16 protein-coding genes are annotated in these 22,057 nt (G+C 61.2%); 11 read left to right on the forward strand and 5 right to left on the reverse strand.

Annotated features, from left to right (window positions below; translation table 11 throughout):
• The 9 genes from SCM96_12800 to SCM96_12840 all read left to right on the forward strand — a co-directional run.
• Window positions 1–277 (forward strand): DUF2254 domain-containing protein (locus tag SCM96_12800; protein ID MDW7761496.1); only part of this gene is annotated, 277 nt, incomplete at its 5' end.
• 521 nt (window positions 278–798) lie between these two features.
• Window positions 799–2,919, forward strand: coding sequence for a class I SAM-dependent DNA methyltransferase (locus tag SCM96_12805; protein ID MDW7761497.1), 2,121 nt, complete (start codon window positions 799–801; stop codon window positions 2,917–2,919).
• 55 nt (window positions 2,920–2,974) lie between these two features.
• Window positions 2,975–3,583 (forward strand): transcriptional regulator, encoded by a 609-nt coding sequence (locus tag SCM96_12810; GenBank protein ID MDW7761498.1) that lies wholly within the window; start codon window positions 2,975–2,977, stop codon window positions 3,581–3,583.
• Entirely contained in the window at window positions 3,580–4,494 is a 915-nt protein-coding gene (locus SCM96_12815; GenBank protein ID MDW7761499.1) for a nucleotidyl transferase AbiEii/AbiGii toxin family protein, read from the forward strand. The genes SCM96_12810 and SCM96_12815 overlap by 4 nt, the downstream gene beginning before the upstream one ends.
• Window positions 4,491–5,810 (forward strand): restriction endonuclease subunit S, encoded by a 1,320-nt coding sequence (locus tag SCM96_12820; GenBank protein ID MDW7761500.1) that lies wholly within the window; start codon window positions 4,491–4,493, stop codon window positions 5,808–5,810. Before SCM96_12815 ends, SCM96_12820 begins: the two co-directional genes overlap by 4 nt.
• The gene (locus SCM96_12825; GenBank protein MDW7761501.1) at window positions 5,807–9,364 is read left to right on the forward strand and encodes a putative DNA binding domain-containing protein; all 3,558 of its coding nucleotides are present in this window, start codon (window positions 5,807–5,809) and stop codon (window positions 9,362–9,364) included. Before SCM96_12820 ends, SCM96_12825 begins: the two co-directional genes overlap by 4 nt.
• A 397-nt stretch (window positions 9,365–9,761) precedes the next feature.
• Complete coding sequence (locus tag SCM96_12830) at window positions 9,762–10,577, forward strand: hypothetical protein (protein ID MDW7761502.1); 816 nt, start codon at window positions 9,762–9,764, stop codon at window positions 10,575–10,577.
• Window positions 10,578–10,802: 225 nt separating this feature from the next.
• On the forward strand, window positions 10,803–11,207 hold the full coding sequence (locus tag SCM96_12835; GenBank protein MDW7761503.1) for a hypothetical protein: 405 nt from the start codon (window positions 10,803–10,805) through the stop codon (window positions 11,205–11,207).
• Window positions 11,208–11,248: 41 nt separating this feature from the next.
• Entirely contained in the window at window positions 11,249–11,875 is a 627-nt protein-coding gene (locus SCM96_12840; GenBank protein MDW7761504.1) for a DUF6448 family protein, read from the forward strand.
• Between the two features lie 81 nt (window positions 11,876–11,956).
• Here SCM96_12840 and SCM96_12845 read toward each other — a convergent pair whose 3' ends face one another.
• The 5 genes from SCM96_12845 to SCM96_12865 all read right to left on the reverse strand — a co-directional run bounded on the left by SCM96_12845 (window position 11,957) and on the right by SCM96_12865 (window position 18,087).
• Entirely contained in the window at window positions 11,957–12,670 is a 714-nt protein-coding gene (locus SCM96_12845) for a hypothetical protein (protein ID MDW7761505.1), read from the reverse strand.
• Window positions 12,671–12,676: 6 nt separating this feature from the next.
• The gene (locus tag SCM96_12850) at window positions 12,677–15,286 is read right to left on the reverse strand and encodes a hypothetical protein (GenBank protein MDW7761506.1); all 2,610 of its coding nucleotides are present in this window, start codon (window positions 15,284–15,286) and stop codon (window positions 12,677–12,679) included.
• Window positions 15,283–16,662 (reverse strand): Gfo/Idh/MocA family oxidoreductase, encoded by a 1,380-nt coding sequence (locus SCM96_12855; protein MDW7761507.1) that lies wholly within the window; start codon window positions 16,660–16,662, stop codon window positions 15,283–15,285. Before SCM96_12855 ends, SCM96_12850 begins: the two co-directional genes overlap by 4 nt.
• Window positions 16,663–16,717: 55 nt before the next feature.
• Complete coding sequence (locus SCM96_12860; GenBank protein MDW7761508.1) at window positions 16,718–17,032, reverse strand: PilZ domain-containing protein; 315 nt, start codon at window positions 17,030–17,032, stop codon at window positions 16,718–16,720.
• Window positions 17,033–17,097: 65 nt separating this feature from the next.
• Window positions 17,098–18,087 (reverse strand): sugar phosphate isomerase/epimerase, encoded by a 990-nt coding sequence (locus SCM96_12865; protein MDW7761509.1) that lies wholly within the window; start codon window positions 18,085–18,087, stop codon window positions 17,098–17,100.
• Between the two features lie 180 nt (window positions 18,088–18,267).
• On the opposite strand from SCM96_12865, the gene mutM reads away from it, so the two are divergent.
• Both mutM and SCM96_12875 read left to right on the forward strand, forming a co-directional pair.
• Window positions 18,268–19,089, forward strand: a complete 822-nt coding sequence (gene mutM, locus SCM96_12870; protein ID MDW7761510.1) for a bifunctional DNA-formamidopyrimidine glycosylase/DNA-(apurinic or apyrimidinic site) lyase — start codon at window positions 18,268–18,270, stop codon at window positions 19,087–19,089.
• 51 nt (window positions 19,090–19,140) lie between these two features.
• Window positions 19,141–22,023 (forward strand): hypothetical protein, encoded by a 2,883-nt coding sequence (locus tag SCM96_12875; protein ID MDW7761511.1) that lies wholly within the window; start codon window positions 19,141–19,143, stop codon window positions 22,021–22,023.
• The last annotated feature ends 34 nt before the right edge of the window (window positions 22,024–22,057 follow it).

Here is a 22,057-nt window from a genome sequence, read left to right on the forward strand (position 1 = left end):
CGATACATTCCCGGACATCACGGATGCGGCATTCAACCAAATCCGACAATATGGCCGCTCCAGCGCGGCGGTGACCATCCGCCTGCTAGAAACGATCGCCGTGGTCGCGGGATTCACACATCGGCCGGAAGACCGCGCGGCGCTCTTACGGCACGCTGAAATGATCGCCCGGGGGGCTCGCGAGGGACTACCCGAAGCCGAGGACCGCCGGGCGGTGGAAGAGTGCTGCCAGAAGGTAAGCCACTTGTGCAGCGAATCCGCAGGTTCTGGCCGCTGAGACGCACGTACGCGCTGGCCGCAAACTTTGCGGGGGCATGGGTCGGATGTTGGTCTGAGCACCTTGACGGTCAGCGAAGAGGCCGCCGAACAACAGCATGCAGCGGACGGCGCTGCGCGCCGCCTCTGATGCTGAGCGTTAGGCCAACTTGATATACTCGAAGCCGTTGCGCGAATCGACCGGTTTACGATAGATTGAAGAGGTACCCAGTAGGGAGGCCTTGCGTATTCCGAGCGATTCCGGCCGGTCATTCCGACGGAAGCCGGCCACCCGTTCCGAGCGAAGGCGGCCACTTTTCGGTCGGAATCGGAATGGATGGCCGGAATCGCTCGGAATACGCACCCTCCCTGTCAAGCCATATAAAAACCTTACCCAACGCCCTCTTGACACCCCGCGCCGGTGTGGGTAAATATAGCCTTAATGCCATTCCCAGCCTAAAGGTGTTGGAAAAAACAACTTATAATGATAGACAGCCCCAATGAGAACGCAGCCCTCATGAGCGAGAACGGAGAGCAAACTCAGTGAACCATAGCGAGATCGGCAGCTTCCTCTGGGGCGTCGCGGACCTCATCCGCGACACCTTCAAGCGCGGCAAGTACCAGGATGTGATCCTGCCGCTCACGGTGCTGCGTCGCCTGGACTGTGTGCTTGCGGACACGAAGGAAACCGTCCTCCAGCGCCAGGCGCAGCTCAGGGGCCGGGGGCTCGGGGACCTGAACGCCCAGCTCCGTCAAGTGTCGGGCTTCGCCTTCTACAACACCTCCCGCTACGACTTTAAGAAGCTTTTGGCCGACGCGCCGCACCTGGCCGCCAACCTGCGCAACTACATCGCAGGCTTCAGCCCCAACATGCGCGAGGTGCTGGAGAAGTTCGATTTTGACAACACGATCAGCAAGCTCGACGAGGCCGGGCTCCTCTTCCAGGTGCTGGAGCGGTTCAAGAACGTCGATCTCCACCCGGACAAGATCGACAACCCGACCATGGGCACGATCTTCGAGGAGTTGATCCGGAAATTCAATGAAGCCTTGAACGAGAATCCGGGAGAGCACTTCACGCCGCGCGATGTGGTGCACCTGATGGTGGACCTGATGCTTGCGGGTGACGAGAAGAGTATCGACGCAGGAAAACCGATTCGCACCGTCTATGACCCCTGCTGCGGTTCCGGCGGCATGCTGATGATCACCAAGGAGCACATCACCGTCGGCTTGCGGAAGAACGGCGATCTCATTCGGCCCGCGATCAACCCGGGCGCCGAGATCCACCTCTTCGGCCAGGAGGTCAACCCGGAGACGTGGGCGGTTTCAAAGTCGGACCTCTTCATGAAGGACCCGACGGGGCGGGACGCGGACAACATCGCCTTCGGGAGCACACTCTCCAACGACCGACATGCGGGCCGGAACTTCGACTACCTGATCGCCAATCCCCCCTACGGCAAGGACTGGAAGCGCGACGAGAACGCCGTGCGGGCCGAGCACGAACGCGGCGCCTCGGGACGCTTCGCCCCGGGCCTGCCGCGGATCAGCGACGGCCAGCTCCTGTTCCTGCTCCACATGCTGGCGCACGCCAAGGACCCCAGCGATGGCGGCTCGCGCATCGCCATCATCATGAACGGCTCGCCGCTCTTCACGGGCGATGCCGGCAGCGGCGAGAGCGAGATCCGCCGCTACATCCTGGAGAACGACCTGCTGGAGGCGCTGATCGCGCTCCCCGAACAGCTCTTCTACAACACGGGCATCGCGACCTATGTATGGGTGGTCACGAACCGCAAGGCGCCGGCCCGCAAGGGCAAGGCGCAGCTCATCGACGCCACCTCGTTCTGGGTGCCGATGCGCAAGAGCCTCGGCGACAAGCGGCGCGAGATCCCGCTCGAGCGATCGCAGGACATCCTGAGGATCCTGTCCGACTTCCAGGACGGCGAGACGCGGAAGATCGCGAAGAACGGCAAAGAAGAAGACGTCGTCGTCAGCCGCATCTTCCCGACCACCCACTTCGGCTTCCGAAAGATCACTGTCGAGCGACCGCTGCGGCTCAACTTCCAGGCGAGCGCTGAGCGCATCGCCCGGCTGGAAGAGGAACGGGGCTTCCAGGCGCTGGCTCAGTCGAAGAAGAGGGGTGATGCGGGAGCGAAGGAACAGGCAGAAGGGCGAGCGCTGCAGGAGGTCATCCGCAAGCTGATACGCGCGCTGCCCGGCACGCTCGTCAAGAACAGCGACGAGTTCGAGCGCGTGCTCGATGCGGCCGCGAAGCAAGCCGGCGTCAAACTCCCGGCTCCCGTCCGCAAGGCGATTCTCTCCGCCCTTTCCGAGCGAGATGAGTCCGCCGCAATCTGCCGCGACCGGGACGGAAACCCCGAGCCTGATCCGGAGCTGCGAGACACCGAGAGCGTGCCGCTCGCCGAGAGTGTTGGAGCGTTCTTCGAGCGCGAGGTCCGGCCCCACGTCCAAGATGCCTGGATCGATGCTTCAAGGCGCGACTCCAAGGACGGTCAGGTCGGCCTTGTGGGCTACGAGATCAACTTCAACCGCTACTTCTACCGCTATACTCCGCCGCGCCCACTGGAGGAGATCGAGGGCGAGATCCGGAAGATCGAGCAGGACATCCTGCGGATGCTGGCCGATGTGACCGGTGGGCCGGCCCGTTGATTGTGCAAAATGTCGGCATTTGCATTTATATGCCGACATCTAGTATCATTCCGATATGGACAAGTCGCACCTGACCAAGGCACGCCTTGACGCCGGAGGCGTCGGAGCCTTTTTCCGGCCGCGCGACGTTCTGCCGCTTGGGGTGTCGTTCCGACAGCTCCAGCGGCTTGTCGCCGAGGGCACGGTCGAAAAACTCGGGGGCGGTGTCTATCGGCTGTCCGAGGTCGAACCGAACGAGTTCGAGACCATCGCCATGGTGGCCTCCGCCGCGCCGCACGCCATCGTCTGCCTGCTCTCCGCCCTGCGCATCCACGAAATCGGCACCCAGTCACCGCACCAGGTGTGGCTGGCGATCGACCGTAAGGCCCGCATCCCGAGGCGTCTCCCGGCCAAGGTCCGCATCGTCCGCTTCTCCGGACGGATGTTGACCTACGGCGTTGTCACGCAGTCCATGCAGGGCGTTGAAGTCCGCCTTACCAATCCTGCCCGCACCGTCGTCGACTGCTTCCGTTACCGGAACAAGATCGGTCTCGACGTCGCCATGGAGGCGATCCGCGATGCTGTGCGCTCGCGAAAGGCCATGATCAGCGAGATCGACCGCGCCGCCGAGGTCTGCCGCATAAGGACGGTCATCGGACCCTACCTGGAGGCGCTGTCGGCATGAGCGGGCGGGAGACCGACGGCCGGGCGGAATCGATTCGGCAACGGCTGCGGAACGAGCTTCGCGCCCGTGGTGAGGACGTGATGTTCGGGCTGCTGCGCTACGCGGTCGAGCGATTCCTCTATCGGCTCGGCCGCTCGAAACACCGTGAGCGTTTCGTGCTGAAGGGCGCAACGCTCTTCGCGATCTGGGGCACGGCCTACCGGCCGACTCGCGATGTCGACTTCACGGGATACGGCAGCTCGGATCCCGAGGATGTGATCGTCGCCTTCCGCGAGATCTGCAACACACCGGACGCCGTTGATCAGCTCGTCTTCGACACGGACACGATCACGGCGGAACCGATCCGCGACGGCTCCGAGTACGACGGCCTTCGCATCCGGATCAAAGCCCGGCTGGGAGAATCCAACATCCCGATGCAAGTGGACGTCGGCTTCGGCAACGCAATCGTCCCCGGCCCGGAAGAAAAGGAGTACCGAACGATCCTGGGGGATCCGCCGCCGCGGATCCTGGCCTACCCGCCCGAGTCCGTCGTGGCCGAGAAGCTGCACGCGATGGTGATGCTGGGTGAGCGGAACAGCCGCTACAAGGACTTCTACGACGTCCACGCGATGGCCGTGGCTTTCCGCTTCGAGCGGACCACGCTCGTTCAGGCGGTGAGGGCGACTTTCGAGCGCAGAAGCACGGCGGTGGAGGCGGCGCTGCCTGGAGCGCTATCGGCTCGCTTCTATGCCGATGAAACTCGCGCTGCACAGTGGCGGGCGTACGTGGACCGCAATCAACTAACCGATGCGCCCGCGGATTTCGACAGGGTTGGCGAGAGGATTACCGCTTTCCTGCAACCGATCTGGGCCGACCTCGGCGCCGGGCGTACGACGCCCGGTGACTGGCAGAATGGAGGGCCGTGGCGATGAAGGCATTCCGGCGGTTCAAGCCGTACCCGGCTTACAAGGACTCCGGCGTCGAGTGGCTGGGCAAGATTCCGGCGCATTGGGAGGTGAAGCGGCTGAAGCGCGTGTTCCGCGTCGTCAATGGTTCGACCCCATCCAGCGCGGCGCCAGCCTGCTGGGATGGCGAAATACCTTGGGTCACGCCGGAAGACCTTGGAGACTTGAAGGGTATGACGATCACATCGACGAGACGAACCATCACGGAATCGGGCTACTGGAGTTGCGGTACTACGCTCGTTCCATCGGGATCGCTAGTGCTTTCCACACGCGCACCTATCGGGCACCTCGCAATGGCGGGGGTTGACCTTTGTACGAATCAAGGTTGCCGTAGCTTGGTTTTCCGCGACGCAGACTCACGCGAGTTCTTCTACTACGAGCTACTCGCCGCGAGGCCTGAACTTGAGTCGTTCGGCCAAGGCAGTACGTTCCGAGAGCTAGCAAAGGGGATGCTTGAGGACCTAGAGATCTCCATCGCTCCAGAACCCGAGCAACGTACCATCGCTGCCTTCCTCGACCGGGAGACGGCGCGGATCGATGCGCTGGTAGCGAAGAAAGAGCGGCTGATCGAGCTGCTCCAGGAGAAGCGTACCGCCCTCATCACCCGCACCGTCACCAAGGGCCTCTACCCGACCGTCCCCATGAAGGATTCCGGCGTTGAGTGGCTGGGGGAGATTCCGGCGCATTGGGAGGTGAAGCGAATTAAGGCTGTCGCCCGGCTTCATACCGGAGGAACACCGGCCGGTGTTCATGACGAGGCGTTCGACCAAGAAGGCGTACCTTGGGTAAAGCCCGATCATCTTAGAGGTGACTGCGGGATATCAATCCCAGATCGTCACCTCTCAACAAAAGCGGCAATGAGTGTAGGACCAGTACGGGCAGGCAGCGTCCTAGTATGTGGAATTGGGACAGTCGGAAAGGTTGGACATGCGCCTGTTGAGGTATGTACGAATCAGCAGATCAATGCGATCTCATTCGACTCTAACGTCATCGATCGTTACGGTCATTTTATTACCTTTTGCCTTCAGCAGGAGTTTTCTCGGCGCGCCAATAAGGTCACCATCCCCATCTGCAACAAGTCCGAAATGGGCGAAGCACTACTTTGCATTCCTCCGTTGGATGAACAACGCACCATCGCTGCCTTTCTCGACCGGGAGACGGCGCGCATCGACGCCCTCGTCGCCAAGGTCCGCGAGGCCGTTGACCGCCTCAAGGAACTCCGTACTGCCGTCATCTCCGCCGCGGTGACGGGCAAAATTGACGTGAGGGAGGAGGTCGCATGAGTCCCGAGATCTCCGAGCGCTCCTTCGAGGAAACGATCGAGTGTGCGCTGCTCCGGTACGGCCCGGACGCCTGTGCAAACGATGCGAGCGCCGTACGCGAGACGTCGCCGCCCTACGGCGACGCGCCGCCCGGCGGCTACCGAAGGCGCACGCCGGAGGACTACGACCGCACGCTCTGCCTCCTTCCTCGCGACGCGGTGGACTTCGTGCTCGCCACGCAGCCGAAGGAATGGAAGAAGCTCGAGCAGCACCACGGCGCGGCGGTCCGCGAGCAGTTCCTGCGGCGCCTCGCCGCCGAGATCGAGCGGCGCGGGGTGCTCGACGTGCTGCGCAACGGCCTCAAGGACTCGGGCTGCAAGTTTCGGCTCGCCTACTTCCGGCCCGCAAGCGGACTCAACGAGGAGACGCGGCGGCTGCACGCGGCGAACCTCTTCGCCGTTGTGCGCCAGCTCCACTACAGCACCAAGAACGAGAAGAGCCTCGACCTGATTCTCTTCCTGAACGGCATCCCCATCTTCACCGCCGAGCTCAAGAACCCGCTCACCGGGCAGGACGTCGAAGATGCAATCCGCCAGTACAAGACCGACCGGGACCCGCGCGAGCCGCTCCTCACCTACGGCCGCTGCCTGGCGCATTTCGCCGTGGATCCGGACCTGGTCTACGTCACCACCCATCTCGCAGGGCCCAGGACGCGTTTCCTCCCGTTCAACCAGGGCAAGTTCGGCGGCGCCGGCAACCCGCCCGTGCCGCCCACGCGGCAGGGCTACGCCACCGGGTACCTGTGGGAGGAGACCTGGGCGCGGGACAGCGTGCTCGACCTGGTGCGGCAGTTCATCCACGAGGTCGAGGAGGAGGACGAGAAGGGGCGCAAGACGGGGCGACGCTTCCTTATCTTTCCGCGCTACCAGCAGCTCGACTGCGTGCGCAAGCTGGTCGCAGACGCGGGCATGAAGGGCGTGGGCCGTCCCTACCTGATCCAGCACTCGGCCGGCAGCGGCAAGAGCTTCACGATCGCCTGGCTCGCCCACCGGCTTTCGACGCTCCACGACGTGGGAGACCGTCGGATCTTCGACTCAATCGTTGTCATCACCGACCGGCGCGTGCTCGACCGCCAACTCCAGACCACGATGCGGCAGTTCGAGCAGACTCTCGGCGTGGTGGAGAACATCGACACCACATCGCGCCAGTTGAAGGAGGCGCTCGAGTCGGGCAAGACGATCATCGTCACGACGCTCCAGAAGTTCCCCGTGATCGCCAAGGAAATCGGCGAGCTGCCCGGCAAGCGTTTCGCCCTGATCGTGGACGAGGCGCATTCCTCGCAGTCGGGCGAGAGCACCAAGAGCCTCAAGGCCGTGCTCAGCGCCGGGTCGCTCGAAGCGGCGGAGGCGGAGGAGGCCGGTGCGGCCACGCCCGAGGAGGAACTCGAGAGCACGATCCTCGCCGAGATGGAGAAACGCGGGCGGTTGCCCAACCTCTCGACCTTCGCCTTCACTGCCACCCCGAAACCGAAGACGTTCGAACTCTTCGGCACGAAGCGCCCCGACGGGAAGTTCGCGTCCTTCCACCTCTACAGCATGCGCCAGGCGATCGAGGAGGGCTTCATCCTCGACGTGCTGGCGAACTACACAACGTACAAGGCCTATTGGCGGCTTTTGAAGAAGGTCGAGGACGACCCGCGATACGACAAGCGCAAGGCCGAGTACCTGCTCAAGTCCTTTGTCGAGCTGCACCCGCACGCCATCGGCGAGAAGGTAAAGATCTGCGTCGAGCACTTCGCGGCGCAGGTGCAGGGCGAGATCGGAGGCAAGGCGAAGGCGATGATCGTCACCCGCTCACGCCTGCACGCGGTTCGCTACAAGCTGGGGGTGGACAAGTACCTGACAGAGTGCGGCTATCCGTTCAAGGCGCTGGTTGCGTTCTCAGGTACCGTCCAGGACGGCGGGCGGTCCTACACCGAGTCCGGGATGAACGGCTTCCCCGAGGCACAGACCGCGAAGACCTTCGAGCGCCCCGATTTTCGCTTCCTGATCGTCGCCAACAAGTTCCAGACCGGCTTCGACCAGCCGCTGCTCCACACGATGTACGTGGACAAGAAGCTCGGCGGCGTGAACGCCGTGCAGACGCTCTCGCGGCTCAACCGCACGCATCCGGAGAAGAAGGGCACGATGGTGATCGACTTCGCCAACGAGTCGGATGAGATCAAGGCGGCCTTTGAGCCCTACTACGAAACGACTCTGCTTTCCGAAGCGACCGACCCTAACCTGCTTTACGAGATCCAGACCCGCCTCGCCGCATTCCCGGTCTATGCCGACGCCGACGTTGAGGCCTTCGCCAGGGTCTACTTCGACCCCAAGGCGACGCAGGACCGGCTCTACGCCGTGCTCGCGCCGGTGGTCGAGCGCTTCGCGGCTCTCTCCGAGCAGGAGCAGCAGGACTTCCGAGGCCAGCTCACCGACTACGTGCGGCTCTACGCCTTCCTCGCCCAAGTCCTGACCTTCGCCGATGCCGACCTCGAGAAGCTTTACGTCTTCGCGCGGCACCTGCGCCGCCTCCTCCCCGCCGATCGCGAGGAACTGCCGCGTGAGGTGCAGCAGAACATCGACATGGAGTCCTACCGGATCCAGCAGACCGGCAGCGGCAGGATTGCACTTGAGCGCAGGCCCGGCGTGCTCGAACCCGTCAGCACCAAGCTGGGCCACGGCGTGACGCCGGAGGAGCTGGAGGAGCTCTCCCGCATCATCGCCGATCTGAACGAGCGTTTCGGCCTGAATCTCGGTCCCGAGCACCGCGTTACGCTCGGCCAGATGATGGAGAAGCTCGACGACGATGCGGCGCTTGATGCCGCGGCGCGTGCCAACACACGCGAGAACGTACGCCTCACCTTCGACCGGAAGGTCGAGCACGTGATCCAGGAGATCGTGGACTCGAACTTCGAGCTCTACAAGCGCATCACCGACGACCGCGCCTTCGGCGAGGTGATCAAGAACTTCCTCTTCGACCAGTATCTGCGCGCCCACCGCAACGCCGAGGAACTGATCAAGGCCGGCGAGTCGAAGACGCTGGAGTTCAAATCGACCCTGCGCTGGAGCCTCAAAGAGAACAGGCAGGACGACAAGGGCGTGACGCACGCCGTGCTCAAGACCATCGCCGCGTTCCTCAACACCGAGGGCGGGGATCTGCTGGTCGGTGTGGCCGACGACGGTTCGATCGTGGGGATCGAAACGGATCAACTCGAGAGCGATGACAAGTTCATGCGCCACCTTGCCCAGGTTGTCCGCAACGGCCTCGGTGATCGCGCCGGGATATGCATCGACCCGAAGACCCAGATCGTGCAAGGCAAGACCGTGTGTGTCGTGAGCTGCCGGCGCAGCCCGGAGCCGGTGTTCCTGAAGTGGAAGGGAATGGAGGCCGTTCCGGAGGGTGACTTCTTCGTTCGGAGCGGACCCGGGACCGTGAAACTCCCCCCGGACAGCGCGCGGAAGTACATTCGCACGCGGTTCCCGGGGTTCTCACGAGAAGGAAAACCGGATGTTCCGTCAAAAGGGACTGTCTAACGACAGCATGCAGCGGACGGCGCCTCGCGCTGACGATGATGCTGAGCGTTAGATTGGCCGGCAATGCCAACTTCTTATGCGCCCGGCGCTGTGACAAGCCTGCCCGCTACGAAACGTTGATGGTGGTCTCGACAAACCTTTCAAGGGTTTGTTGTGAACCGTTGCTTGATTTTTCTTGACATCCCGCGCCGGTGTGAGTAAACATACCCTTGTGGAAAAAGGGGTTTATCCTGATTTGTCGATGTGGCCCTCCTGTCAAGCCATATATCCCTCCGGAAACCATGGAAAATACGGCTTAAAGATCTGCAAAAACAGACTGTTAGTGCTATGTTGCAGCCTAAATGTGTTATCAAGAAACAAAATTATTCAATTTTGGACTGAAATATAGGGGACGAACATGAGCAAAAAGATTGAAACGCAGCATGGTGTTGTCGCATTCCTTGACATACTCGGATACGCGAATTTCCTAGAGAATAACGAACCGGAAGTAGCCGCGCAGACAGTCTTGGATTTCCTTACAACTGTACCGAAAAGGACGATCGACACCCTACTCGATATCCTAAGCACGAAGTCAACACGCAAGGAAATCGAACAGCAGCTCGGAGACCTGAAATGGCTCGTCTTCTCGGATTCCATTCTTTTGACCTGCCCTTATCCGAATGATGCCGACCCAAAACAAAAGAGCCTTTCTTGGCTCATGAGCTTCTTCAGCCTGATTATCACTTGTCGGCACCTTCTCGATAGCGGTCTGCCTGTCCGCGGTGGGGTCTCATGCGGGAAGTTTTTCGTGAAAGAATACTGCTTCGCGGGACGCTGCATTGTTGCAGCTCACGCTCTAGCGTCCTCTCTGGATCTGGCTGCAGTAGCGCTTGACGATTCGGCAAAAAAGGAATTGGACAATCTGAAGGCCCGAAAATACTTCAACATTATCGGCAAAATAACAATTCCGTACCTCGTTCCGTTGAAAGGTGGCGCTTCAGTCAAGAGGATTGTGCTCCCGCCATCATTTCCACAAATCAGATTTGACAACCCAGACTTGCGACAGGTGGTGGCCGAGAGTTTCTGGCGACACAACAAGGATGTCCCACCTAGTGTGCTCGGGAAGCTCTATAACACCGAGATGTTTCTCCGATTCATGAAGACACAGTTCCCGAAGATGTTTGAGAGCAAAGCGAAACAGCCCAACAAAGCCATCGACAGCAACGAGGAATAACGTGCCGCTTCGCTCTGTCCATGACCTGCTTCCCGGATCTTGGTCCATTCCGGATGCAACTTTATTAATAAAATCGGGTATTCAGAAAGGAGTTGGGGATGAAGAAGAAGTATGTGGGGATGGGTGTTGCGGAGCTCCGACGGTTGAAGCAGCTCGTAAAACTATGCGCCAATTTACCTCGTAACTCTACACGCTTATTGACAATCTTGAGAGAAGGCAAAGCTAATGGATAAATCAAATCACAATCGAGTAGTTTTGATATTGCGGTGGATTGCATTTATACCACTTGCTATAACAGCCTCCGTGCTTGGGTGGTATCTTGTGAATATTTTGGGTCGGTTAGGATTGTATTTCGTGCAGTTCGACACTGAGTCATTTATTGCTCAATTGTATTTCAATGCTGCTGGAAATACTGCAATGGCAATTGCTTTTGTGTATACTGGCTCGAAAATTGCGCCTCTACATAATAAAACCGTTGCTTACTTCCTTTCAGTCGTTTGGCTTGTATTTAGTGGTTTTGCTCTATATGCAGGGATAATGGTCAAAAATAGCTGGGCTATTTTTGGTGGCATATGGGGCTTTGTCGTTATACTGATATTTGCTTTTTTTGTTTATCAAAATAAAACATAGTTGGGCCGGAAGAATCAAAACAAAGAAAGGAGACAGAAGTCATGAGAACGAAATGGACAATCGGAACATTGGCGGCGTCGGGAATCTTGGCGGCAGGAATTACAGTCTTTCTGGCGGGCAGTGCGTTTGCGCACTGTGACACCACCAGCGGCCCCATCATTCCTGAAGCCAAAGCCGCCCTTGAGAAGGGCGACGTGACTCCGGTCCTCAAGTGGGTCAAGAAAGACAGCGAGGCGGAGATCAAGGCAGCGTTCACGAAGGCGGTCGCCGTCAGGGCCAAGGGACCGGAGGCAAAGGAACTGGCTGACCAGTACTTCCTCGAAACTCTCGTCCGCCTGCACCGTGCAGGCGAAGGCGCACCCTACACCGGAATCAAGGACGAACCGGTTGAACCGATCGTCGCGATGGCCGACAAGGCCCTTGCCGACGGTTCCGCAGATGAGATGATCAAGAGAGTCAGCGGCCATATGGCGGCAGCGATCAAGGAGAAGTTCGCGAGGGCTGTTGAGGCCAAGAAGAACAAGGACAAGAGTGTCGAAGCGGGTCGGGACTTCGTGGAAGCCTACGTCGTATACATGCACTATGTCGAAGGCATCCACGCCGCAATCATGTCCACGGGTGCACACCACGCTGAAGGCGGTGAAGGCGCCCCGGCGCATAAGCACTGATCGAGACGGAGGCCCAACCATCGGCTCCATGCGACGCGGACATGCCGTGCGCCCGAGCCGTCACGTTATCGAACGGGATGTTTACCGACGTGAATTCGATGACGGCTTATCGAAGATGGACAGGTAGACGTAGACGATCGCTGCGAGAACGGAGATGAGCGCGGCGTAGCGGTGGGTTTCGAACATCAGGACCTGGCCCCGGGTGTTGAGCCAGGGGAGCATGGGAAAAAGCGTCGAGACGATGAGGGCGAGGCCCGCAGTCGCGAAGATCCAGAACATCCAAATCCGGACTGACTGCGGCGACGGGAGAGGGGGGAATTTGGTGAGTGCGGCCATGCTCCGGGCGTGATCCGGAGCGGGCGGATCAGCCGGATTTGACGGCTGCGGCGCCTGGAAGCGGGATGCTTCGCGGAAAACAACCGCGGCCAGGCAGACGGAGAAGAGACCGCCGGCCATAACGTGGAGGATGAGAAGCACCCCATGGAGCCCGCGGCCGATGAAGAAAGCGGCCAGGAAACCGGAAGCTGCGAGGTAAAGGAAAGATACGAGAAGTCCGGCTGCAAGAACTTTATCGAGAAGGGTGAGCTTGTGAAACGGGGAAGCCCGCCATTTATCCTTGAGCGGCGCCGCCCGCAGCGTTTTGAGCCAGGCCGAAGTCCGGGTTGACAGCCATGAAAGATAGGAAGCGTCAACCTTTCCCGAAGGATCGGATTGTGGCCGCGTTGTCCTGAATCTGTGAAAGGTCAGCGCAAAGAAAAGCCCCAGGAAAGCGGCGATCGATATTGCGGTGAACACGGCGCGTCACCCCTTTTCCCTGGCGGCGAGACCCGTCGCCCGGCCCAGGAAGATGAGTGCGGCGGCAAGGAGGATCCCGGCGATGAGCAGGCCCGCCGCGAAGAGCACGAACTTGAGGGTCGGCCGCACGGCGAAAGTCAGCCCGAAAATTCTTTGGAACAATCCGCCGAGACCCATGAAGGCGGATTGGCGGCGTCTTTCGATCTTGTCCGTGAGAAGCGGCCCGGCGCCTTCGACCTTGGCGAAGAAGAACGAAGAGCCGGCGCTGTGGCAGTCGCCGCAGCCGTTCCAGCCCAGGGCCTGCTGGGCCGGCCGGACGTCGTGGGCTGCAGGCCAGAAGGCGGGTTCGGCTGCATCGTGGCGGGAGGCTTTGAGCCGGCCCTCGGTATCGAGGCGGAAAAGCCGGCCTCCCGAGATGTAGACAGGCTCGCCTGTCTGTTGGGCTGGAGCTGCTTTAGGATCCGGATTCGGATTCCCGCCTGCGCCGTCTTCCGGGGTCCGGGTTTCTTCAGATTTTACAGGCTCTCCGGTCGGTTTTCCGGCGCCGTCCGAGACGGCGGCTGTTCCGGGATCCGAAGGGCTTTCTCCAGACGCTGTCGCCGATCCCGGTTCCGCGAGCCGGGCCAGAATCGCGGCCACCTGTTCTTCCGTCAGGGCCTGTTCGAGCCCCGCAACCTGGACGGCGTTTTTCAGGTCGAAGTCCGAAACGAGGGGGAGGAGAGTGCCGTCTTCGGCCAGCCAGCCCAGCGCCGGGCCGGAGTCCGCAGCCGTTTCCGAATCCGCATCTTCCTCCGGCACGACCATGTCGAGAAAACCGTCCGTCAGCTTGTAAGTTGTCCCTCCGTAGACAAGAGCCGGTTGTCCCGGAGCCCATCCGACAATCCGCAACGCTTCGAGAACGGCCTGAAAACGAGGGGCCAGCTCATAAGCCGCCTCGTTCGGGTCGGCTTCGGGATCGACGGCGGGCACGATCGGTTCCACGGCCCCGTTTTTCATAACCCCCCAGACGGGGGTTACGGCGGCTTGCCCCGCCGATTCCGGCTTTCCGGCAGTTCGATCGGTTCCGGCTCCTGTCCGGGCAGTTATTCCGGATTCGTTTTCCACCACGACAAGTCGCCCGTCGACGTCCGCGCGGAGGATTTTCCCCCAGGCTGTGAGAACCGGGATCTCGTCCGGTTCGACAGCCGGCGTCAAGGCGCGCAGGATCGCTCCCACACGCCGGTCGGGATCGAGCACATCCCCGGCCACATCCCGGATTTTTTCCGGTCGAATCGGGGTGACGGATTTTCCCTCCAACATGCCCCAGAAGGACGGCCAGACGATCCGGTGCGGCGTGATCTTGCCGTCTTCGCCTTTCATGTAGACGGGCTCCTGGATGACCGGCGTGTCGGTGTGCCATAGCGCTGCGCCGTAGATGCCGAGGCGATTGGCCCGCGCCGTCCTTACGGGCTCCGGTCCGCCGTCGACCTTCGGTCCCGAATGGCAGACGGTGCAGGACAAATGACGGAAATGGACTGTCGGAATCCCCTTATGCTGCGGCCAGGGGGCGCCCAGCCGTCCGGGGGTCACGGTTTTCTTTCCGGCGGCGTCCTCGCCCATATGGCAGCCGCGGCAGCTCAGGGAAGCCCGGAAGGGATCGCCCATATCCCGGGCTTCGGTTTCATAGCCGCGGACGATCTGGTGAGACAGGTCGTTTCTGTGACAGTCGACGCAACTGAGCCCCGCCGCCGCGTGGACGTCCCGGTCGATTTCGGGCCGGCGGACGGCCGCGGCCGGAGCGGTCGAATGGCAGGCCAGGCACAACCGGTCTCCCGCCGAGCGGCGGATGTCCATGAAGGCGTAATGGCGGGAGTCGAAAACCTCCGCCCGGTACTTGACGTTCGGTGCGATGGCCCATTCCCGGTCGTCGGGATTCGGCCCGTCGTAGACGTCCCAGGTGCCGTGCATGCGCGAAGCCATGCCGCCGACCTCGGCGATTCCGGATGCGGCCGTCGCCGCCCAGCGGAAGTTTTCCCTCATCACCTGCCGGGCCCACTCGCTGAGGTCCTGGCGGGGCGAGGCGTGGTGGCAGGCCAGGCAGTTGATCTCGATTTTCCCCGAAACGTTCCAGCGGGATGCCCGGTCCTGACCCTCTTCGCCGGGTTCGGACGGCCCTCCGCCGGGCAGATGTCTTGCGAAAAGCTGTGTGAACTCCCAGTCCGTGAGGCCCAGATCATCGGGGTGGTGCGTGTTTTTCCAGCCGCGGTGGGAGACGGGAAGAACGGTTCCCGTTGAGTTGTCGACAAGAAACCAGGGCTGGGCCGGGCGTGCTTGGGATGCGGTTTCGGTATCCGGGCGGGACGCGGCGGCGTTGAAATGAAAACCCCCGGCGACCGTGTTGTAGTCGTGGCAGGGCCCGCAGCTCGTGCGCGTGGAAAAAGGCATGGGATAGGGCATGGTCGGCACGACGAGGTGGTCCAGATCGTCGCGAAGCGGAAAGACGTGGGCCGGCTCGGCCCGGCTTCCGGCCCAGGGCTGAACCGTGGGAATTTTCGGAGTCGGCCCCTGTCCCGAAAGAAGGGTCCAGATCAGCCCGGCGCCCAGGAAGACCGCAAGAATAAGCGCTTCTTTCTTCATGCCTTGAAGTGTTCGGGTTTGAATTCGAGAGTGCGGCGGGCCGCGACGGCGTCGTTGACCCTGAGCACCGAAACGGCCGACTCGTAAGCCAGTTCGGCCGGACAGCTCAGAGGCGTTCCGTCGCGGACGGCGTCGAAGAAATTCTCCAGGTGGGGCTGGTGGGCCGGTTTGGCCAGCTCGACGGGGAGCGGCCAACGGCCCGCCTCCACGGTCACCCGGACATCGACATAGATATCGCGGCTTTCGGTCTTCTGGATGAGCGGCGCCTCGGACAAGAGAAGCCCCCGGCGGGCCAGGGAGTCCCATTCCGGGGCATGGGGTTCGCGCATGGCCCAGTTGCCCCGTTCGGGGATTTCGGACAGCACGATGGATCCGTTTTCTCCCATGAAGGCCTCGTAAAATCCGCCGTGCTGGGTCGTCGTCTGGACCTGGTAGAGGGCCCGGGCCGTCCCCTCGGGGGTGTCGAACTCGTACATGGCCATGACGTTGTCGTACCATTCCCAGTTCTTGTAGTAATCGATGCCGCCCGAGGCGGCGACCGATTTCGGATTGGAGCCGTAGACCCAGGCGAAAAGATCGATCTGATGGGAACCCAGATCGACCATGGGCCCGCCGCCGTATTTTTTGAACAGGCGCCAGTTCCGGAATTCGTTCATCGAAGCATAACCGTAGCGGTCGAGGACGGCGCGCGGAATGGCGTAGCGTTCGGGCCAGCCGAGCATATCGCTTTTAGCCCGGTTCCACTGGGCGTAGGCCGTCGTCACCCGGCCGAGAATGCGGTGCTCGCGGATCAGGCGGTCGATGGCATGGGTGTAGCGGGGATTCGAGCGGCGCTGGTGGCCGATCTGGAGGAGCTTTCCGGTGCGGCGGGCGGTCTCGACCATGGTCCGCGCTTTCTCCAGGGTGTTCGACATCTCTTTTTCGCAGTAGACGTGAAGGCCTTTCCGGAGGCAGGCGTTGGCCTGCTCGGCGTGCACCCAGTCGGGGCTGGCGACGATCGCCGCCTGAAGGTCCTTTTCCTTGTCGAGGAGTTCGCGATAGTCTTCGTAGACGGCCGGGTTTTGGTCGTATTTCCTGAGATATCCGCTTGCGTACTGACGGCTGTATTCCCAGATGTCGCAGACCGCCTTGACGCGGATCCCCGGAATGTGAAGACAGGCTTCGATGAGGATGCGGCCCTGGGCGCCGCAGCCGATGACGGCGATGTTGAGGTCGCGCGATCCGGCGTCGGGTTGAAGGCCGGTTCGGCCGGACCCCGGGGCGGCGAAGACACCTCCGGCCGTGACTAAACCGAATCCCGCCGCGGCCGAAGACTTGAGAAAGTCCCGACGTGACAGCAGATTGTCCGGTTGTTTTCGAGAGTCGTCTTTCTTCATGTTTTCGACACCGTGCATTATCTTATGAAACCCGGCGGTCTTTTTCAACGGCTCGTCAGGAACGGGAGACGAAATCCTCCAGACGCTTGCGGTCGTCGTCGGACATTTTGGTGATGCGGATGCCCATGCCCTGCATCTTGAGCGTCCAGGCGACCTCGCCTTCTCCGGAGATGGGCGTCCCGGATGTGTCTCCGGGGAGCATAAACTGGAAGGTGATGGCGGAATGCTCGGACAAGGGATGGATCGTATCGATGAAGAAACCGCCGGAAGACAGGTCCTCGATGCGGCCGGTCATTTGATAGCCTTTGTGGATGTAATTGATATCGACGACGGCCGTAAGCCGAATCTCTTTTCGTTTGATATCTTCCATCGTCCTTTTGTCCTTAGAGCATCCGTTTCCCGATGTTCAAAAATATAATTTTCCCTGCCGGGAAGTCAAGTTTTCATGTCCCGGTCGAAAGACCCGGCTGCCGGGGCGAAATTCATGTCGCGGACGAACTCCAGGGCTTCCCGGGCGCCGTGTTCCCGGTCCATGTTGTTATCCTCCCATTCGACCGAGAGCGGGCCGTCGTAGCCTGCGGCGTTCAATTCGCGGATGATCTCCTCGAAATCGACGTCGCCGCGTCCCGGCGAGCGGAAGTTCCAGCCCCGCCTCAGGTCGCCGAACGGCAGGAATGAACCGAGAATCCCCGCTTTGCCGTCCAGGGTTACGGCGCAGTCCTTCATGTGGACGTGGTAGATGCGGTCGGCGAATTCGCGGATGAAGAGATGAGGTTCGAGGCCCTGCCAGAGAAGGTGACTGGGATCGAAGTTGATGCCGAGCGCGGGTCGACGCTCGAAAACTTCGAAAAGCTTTTGGGTTGTGTAGAGATCGAAGGCGATTTCCGTCGGATGGACCTCGAGGGCGAAGCGGACGCCTCGGGCGTCAAAGGCGTCGAAAATGGGCGTCCAGAGTTCGCGGATTTTCAGGTATCCGGCCTCGATCATTTCCGGTGTCGTCGGAGGGAAAGAGTACCAGGCCTTCCAGATGGGGGAGCCCATGAAGCCGTTGACGGTTCGGCAGCCCATGGCCGCCGCGGCTTCGGCCGTGGCCTTCATCTCCTCGATCGCCCAGGCACGAAGCTCTTCGGGACGGCCCTTAACGGCGGCTGGGGCGAAGACATCCAGGCGTTCGTCATAAGAGTCGCCTACGCACTGTCCGGCCAGGTGGGCGCCGAGGGCCCAACAGCCGAGATTGTGGCGGGCCAGGATGCGCTTCTTCTCAGCGACGTACTTGGGGTCGGCGGCGGCCCGGGCCGGTTCCATATGGTCGCCCCAGCAGGCGATTTCCAGTCCGTCATAACCCCACGAGGCGGCTTTGCGGCAGATTTCCTCAAATGGCAGGTCCGCCCATTGTCCGGTAAAGAGCGTCACGGGTCTCGACATTTCGGCCTCCTTCATCGATGTCTATCCCCAGATCATATGAAACCCGGCCGGCTTTTTCAAATGCCCCGATTCATGTCGTGACTCCCTGGAGACTTTTAATTCATCAGCATCTGGAATTCCCGCTGGGTTCATTTCCGCCGGATCAGCTCCGAGGCCGGACCGGCATGGTAAAATACCTTTATGCCTGAGCTTCCTGAAGTCGAGACGATCGTCCGGAGTCTCGAACCCCGGATTCGCGGCCGGACGATCGCCGAGACCGAACTTCTCTTTCCCCCTCTTCTGAGAAGAGAGTCGAGTGACGGACTGGCCGCCTTCCGCGGCCTCCGCATTCTGGAAGTGCGAAGGCGCGGCAAGATGATCCTGATCGCCTGCGAAGGCGGACGGACGCTTGTCTTTCATCTGAAGATGACCGGCCGGCTGGATCTTTGCGAGTGCGGGAAACCTGTCGACAAGCATACGCGCCTTATCCTGAGGTTCCGGGACGGCGCCGACGAACTGCGTTTCCATGACGTCCGGAAATTCGGCTTCTGCATCCTTGTCGACGGCGATCCGGCCGTCTGTTGCGGGGAACTGGCCGGACTCGGTCCCGAACCTCTCGAAATCGGGCTCGAGGAATTCGCAGCGATCCTTGCCGGAAGGAAAGGGCGCATCAAGGCCGTTCTTCTCGACCAGGCTGCAATCGCCGGAATCGGAAACATCTATGCCGACGAAATTCTCTTCGATGCCGGGATCCATCCCGAAACCCCGGCCTCGAAGATAAAAAACAAGAACGCCGACCGTCTCCGGCAATCCATGCGCCATATCCTCGATCTGGCGATTGCGGCGAACGGTTCCACTCTTCGGGACTACCGGGATGCCGGTGGCTGTCCGGGAGGCTTCCAGTCGCAACACAAGGTCTACGGCCGGGAAGGGGAGCCTTGCGCGGTTTGCGGACGGCCGATCCGCCGCATCCGCGTCGCCGGGAGAAGCACCCACTTCTGCCCGCTCTGTCAAAAACGTTAAGTCACTTTCGCTGCGTTGACCGGGCTTCCGGCCGTCCCTATAATGGAAAAAATGAAGAGTTGTTTGTTGAGAGTGGCCTGCGCCCTGGCGCTGATCGCCCTTCCGGCCCCCCGCGCTTTCGGGCAGTTCTCCTTCTGGGGGCAGGATCCGGCTTCCATCCGCTGGAAGCAGATCCAAACCGAAAATTTCCAGGTGATCTTTCCGGAAAATTATGCGGACAAGGCCGCCGAAATCGCGGATGTCCTCGAATTCGTCTATGAGCGGGGTTCTCAAAGCCTCAACCATCGGCCCCGCAAAGTGTCCGTGATTCTTCACAATCGGACGGTTGTTTCCAACGGCTTTGTCGGCTGGGCTCCGGCGCGGCTGGAAATGTTCACAACTCCGCCGCAGGACCTCGGGTCCCACGACTGGCTGGAAATGCTGGCCATACATGAATTCCGTCATGTCGTCCAGATCGACAAGATGAACCAGGGTATAACGCGCCTCCTGTCGCTCCTGCTGGGCGAATCGGCGGCCGGTATCGTTTTGGGCCTCCATGTTCCCTTGTGGCTGATGGAGGGCGATGCCGTGGTCATGGAAACCGCCCTGACCCGCGGCGGCCGCGGCCGGCAGCCGGCCTTCGAACAGGGCCTGCGCGCCCAAATCCTTGACCTCGGCGTCTATTCATTCGACAAGGCGGTTTTCGGGTCTTACAAGAACCACGTGCCGAACGTCTATGAGCTGGGTTATCAACTGGTCGCCGCCGGCCGGGTCGCTCACGGCCGGGACGTCTGGGACAAGGTTCTCGACAATGTCGCCCTGCGGCCTTGGCATCCGGCCGCCCTGTCCTCGGAGCTGAAACGGCAAACCGGCGCGAATGCGGAACAGTATTATCAGCGGACTCTGCTCGGTCTGGAAAAGGTCTGGAAAGATCAGGCGGAAAGACAAATCGTTACGGAGGCCCTCCCTGTAAGCCCCGCCGGGAATCTCTACACGAATTACACATCCCCGAACCTTCTGGAAAACGGTGAACTCATGGCCCTGAAGACGGCCCTGGACGATATCCCCCGAGTTGTCGCTTTGGCGGCGGATGGATCGGAAAGAAGGCTTTTCACGCCGGGACCTTTCAACGCCGGGACATTTTCGACCAATGGGCGGCTCATCGTCTGGAGCGAGACGCGCCGGGATCTCCGCTGGGAACACCGGAGCTGGTCGGAAATCCACAGCTACGACATCCGGACCGGCCGGACGAAACGGGTCACCGAGAGGAGCCGTTATTTCGCTCCTGCCGTCTCGCCCGACGGAACGCGGATCGCCGCCGTCGAGGTTTCCGAACAGAGCGAGTATGCCCTGATCGCCTTTGATCCGGCGACGGGACGGGAGAGCCGGCGCTTTCCTTCTCCGGCCGGCGCCTTTCTCATGACGCCGTCCTGGCGCGGCGACGACGCTTCGATCCTGGCCGTCGCCCTCGACGGGAGCGGCCTTCGCATCGTTTCGGTCGATTGGGAAACGGGAACGTTCGAGACGCTGTTTCATGCAGGACATGTCGAAATCTCCAGGCCGCGGCACATCGACAACAATCGCATTGTCTTCAACGGCGCCTTTTCCGGAGTGGACGGCGTTTATCTTCTCGATCTCCGGACATCCGAGGTCCGCGGCTTGGCCGCCTCGCGGTTCGGAGCCGTAGATGCCGGGATCGCCGCCGGCGGAACGAAGTTTTTCTGGTCGGAATACACCGGGCGCGGCTCGCGCATCGTTCGGGGCGCCGTCTCACCCGGTGACGGGCCGCTTCTCGAAGAGATCGAAGACCTGTCCCCGGGACTTCCGGCCGTCCTGGCCGCTCAGGAGGAAGGCCCTGTCTCCGTCGCCGAGGTTCCCCGCCGCGAACACGACGTGCGCCCCTACTCCAAGACGGCCCACCTCGTCAACATCCACAGCTGGGGACCGTATGCCGTCAATGTCGACACCTTCGCGGGCAATCCCGGCGCTTCGATCTTTTCCCAGAACATCCTGAGCACGGCCTTTTTTGCCGGGGGATACTCTTACGATCCCAATGAACGGCTCGGGAAATATTACCTTGACGCCTCATGGCTGGGATGGTATCCGGCACTTGATCTGACCGCGGAAACGGGATTGCGCCGATCCCATTATCTTGACGGTCTCGGCAACCGCGTGCCGTTCGTATGGCGGGAGAATGCGGTGAAATTCGGGGTCGGTCTGCCCCTGTCTACCCGGCGCGGGTCCTGTTTCTACGGTCTTTCTCCCTCGATTCGAGGGGGTGTCATCCAAGCGGCCTCGGCGGACGGCACGCCGGCGTTTTTCAGGGACAACGCCGTCCAAACCCTGGAATACCGCATCCTGGCCTACCACCGGGTCCTTTCCTCCGCCCGCGACCTGCGGCCGCGCTGGGCCCAGGCCCTCGATCTGAATTACCGCCAAACCCCATTCGGGAAAACCGATATGGGATCCGTGGCCTCAGCCCGGGCGGTTGTTGTCGTTCCCGGCCTCGCAAAACATCACAGCCTTCGCCTTTCCGCGGCATACCAGAAACATGTCCGGGGAGAGTTGATCCCCGACACCATCAACTATACATTTCCGAACCTGGTGAATTATCCCCGGGGCGTCACGGCCAGGGAGGACGACAACCTGGCCTCCGTTTCGGCCGACTACGCGTTTCCCCTCTTTCATCCGGACTGGAGTCTTCCGCCCGTGATTTATCTGAAACGCATCCATTTGAATCTTTTCGCCGACCATGCCCGGGCCGGCAACAACCTGCCGATGCCGGACGGCACCGTCCGGAAAACCCGGGAAACCCTGAACGCCCTGGGGCTTGATCTTGTCGGAACTCTTCACCTCTTCCGGATTTTTTCTCCCTTGGATCTGGGGGTGCGGGCGATTTACCGGCCCGAGGAAAGGACGATCCGTTTCGATTTCCTGGTTGCCGTGGGCTTCTGAAGCCTGCGACGCATCCCGAATTGACAGGTCCGGG

This window comes from Acidobacteriota bacterium (assembly GCA_033549365.1).
Taxonomy (GTDB): domain Bacteria; phylum Acidobacteriota; class Aminicenantia; order Aminicenantales; family Saccharicenantaceae; genus JAWSUF01.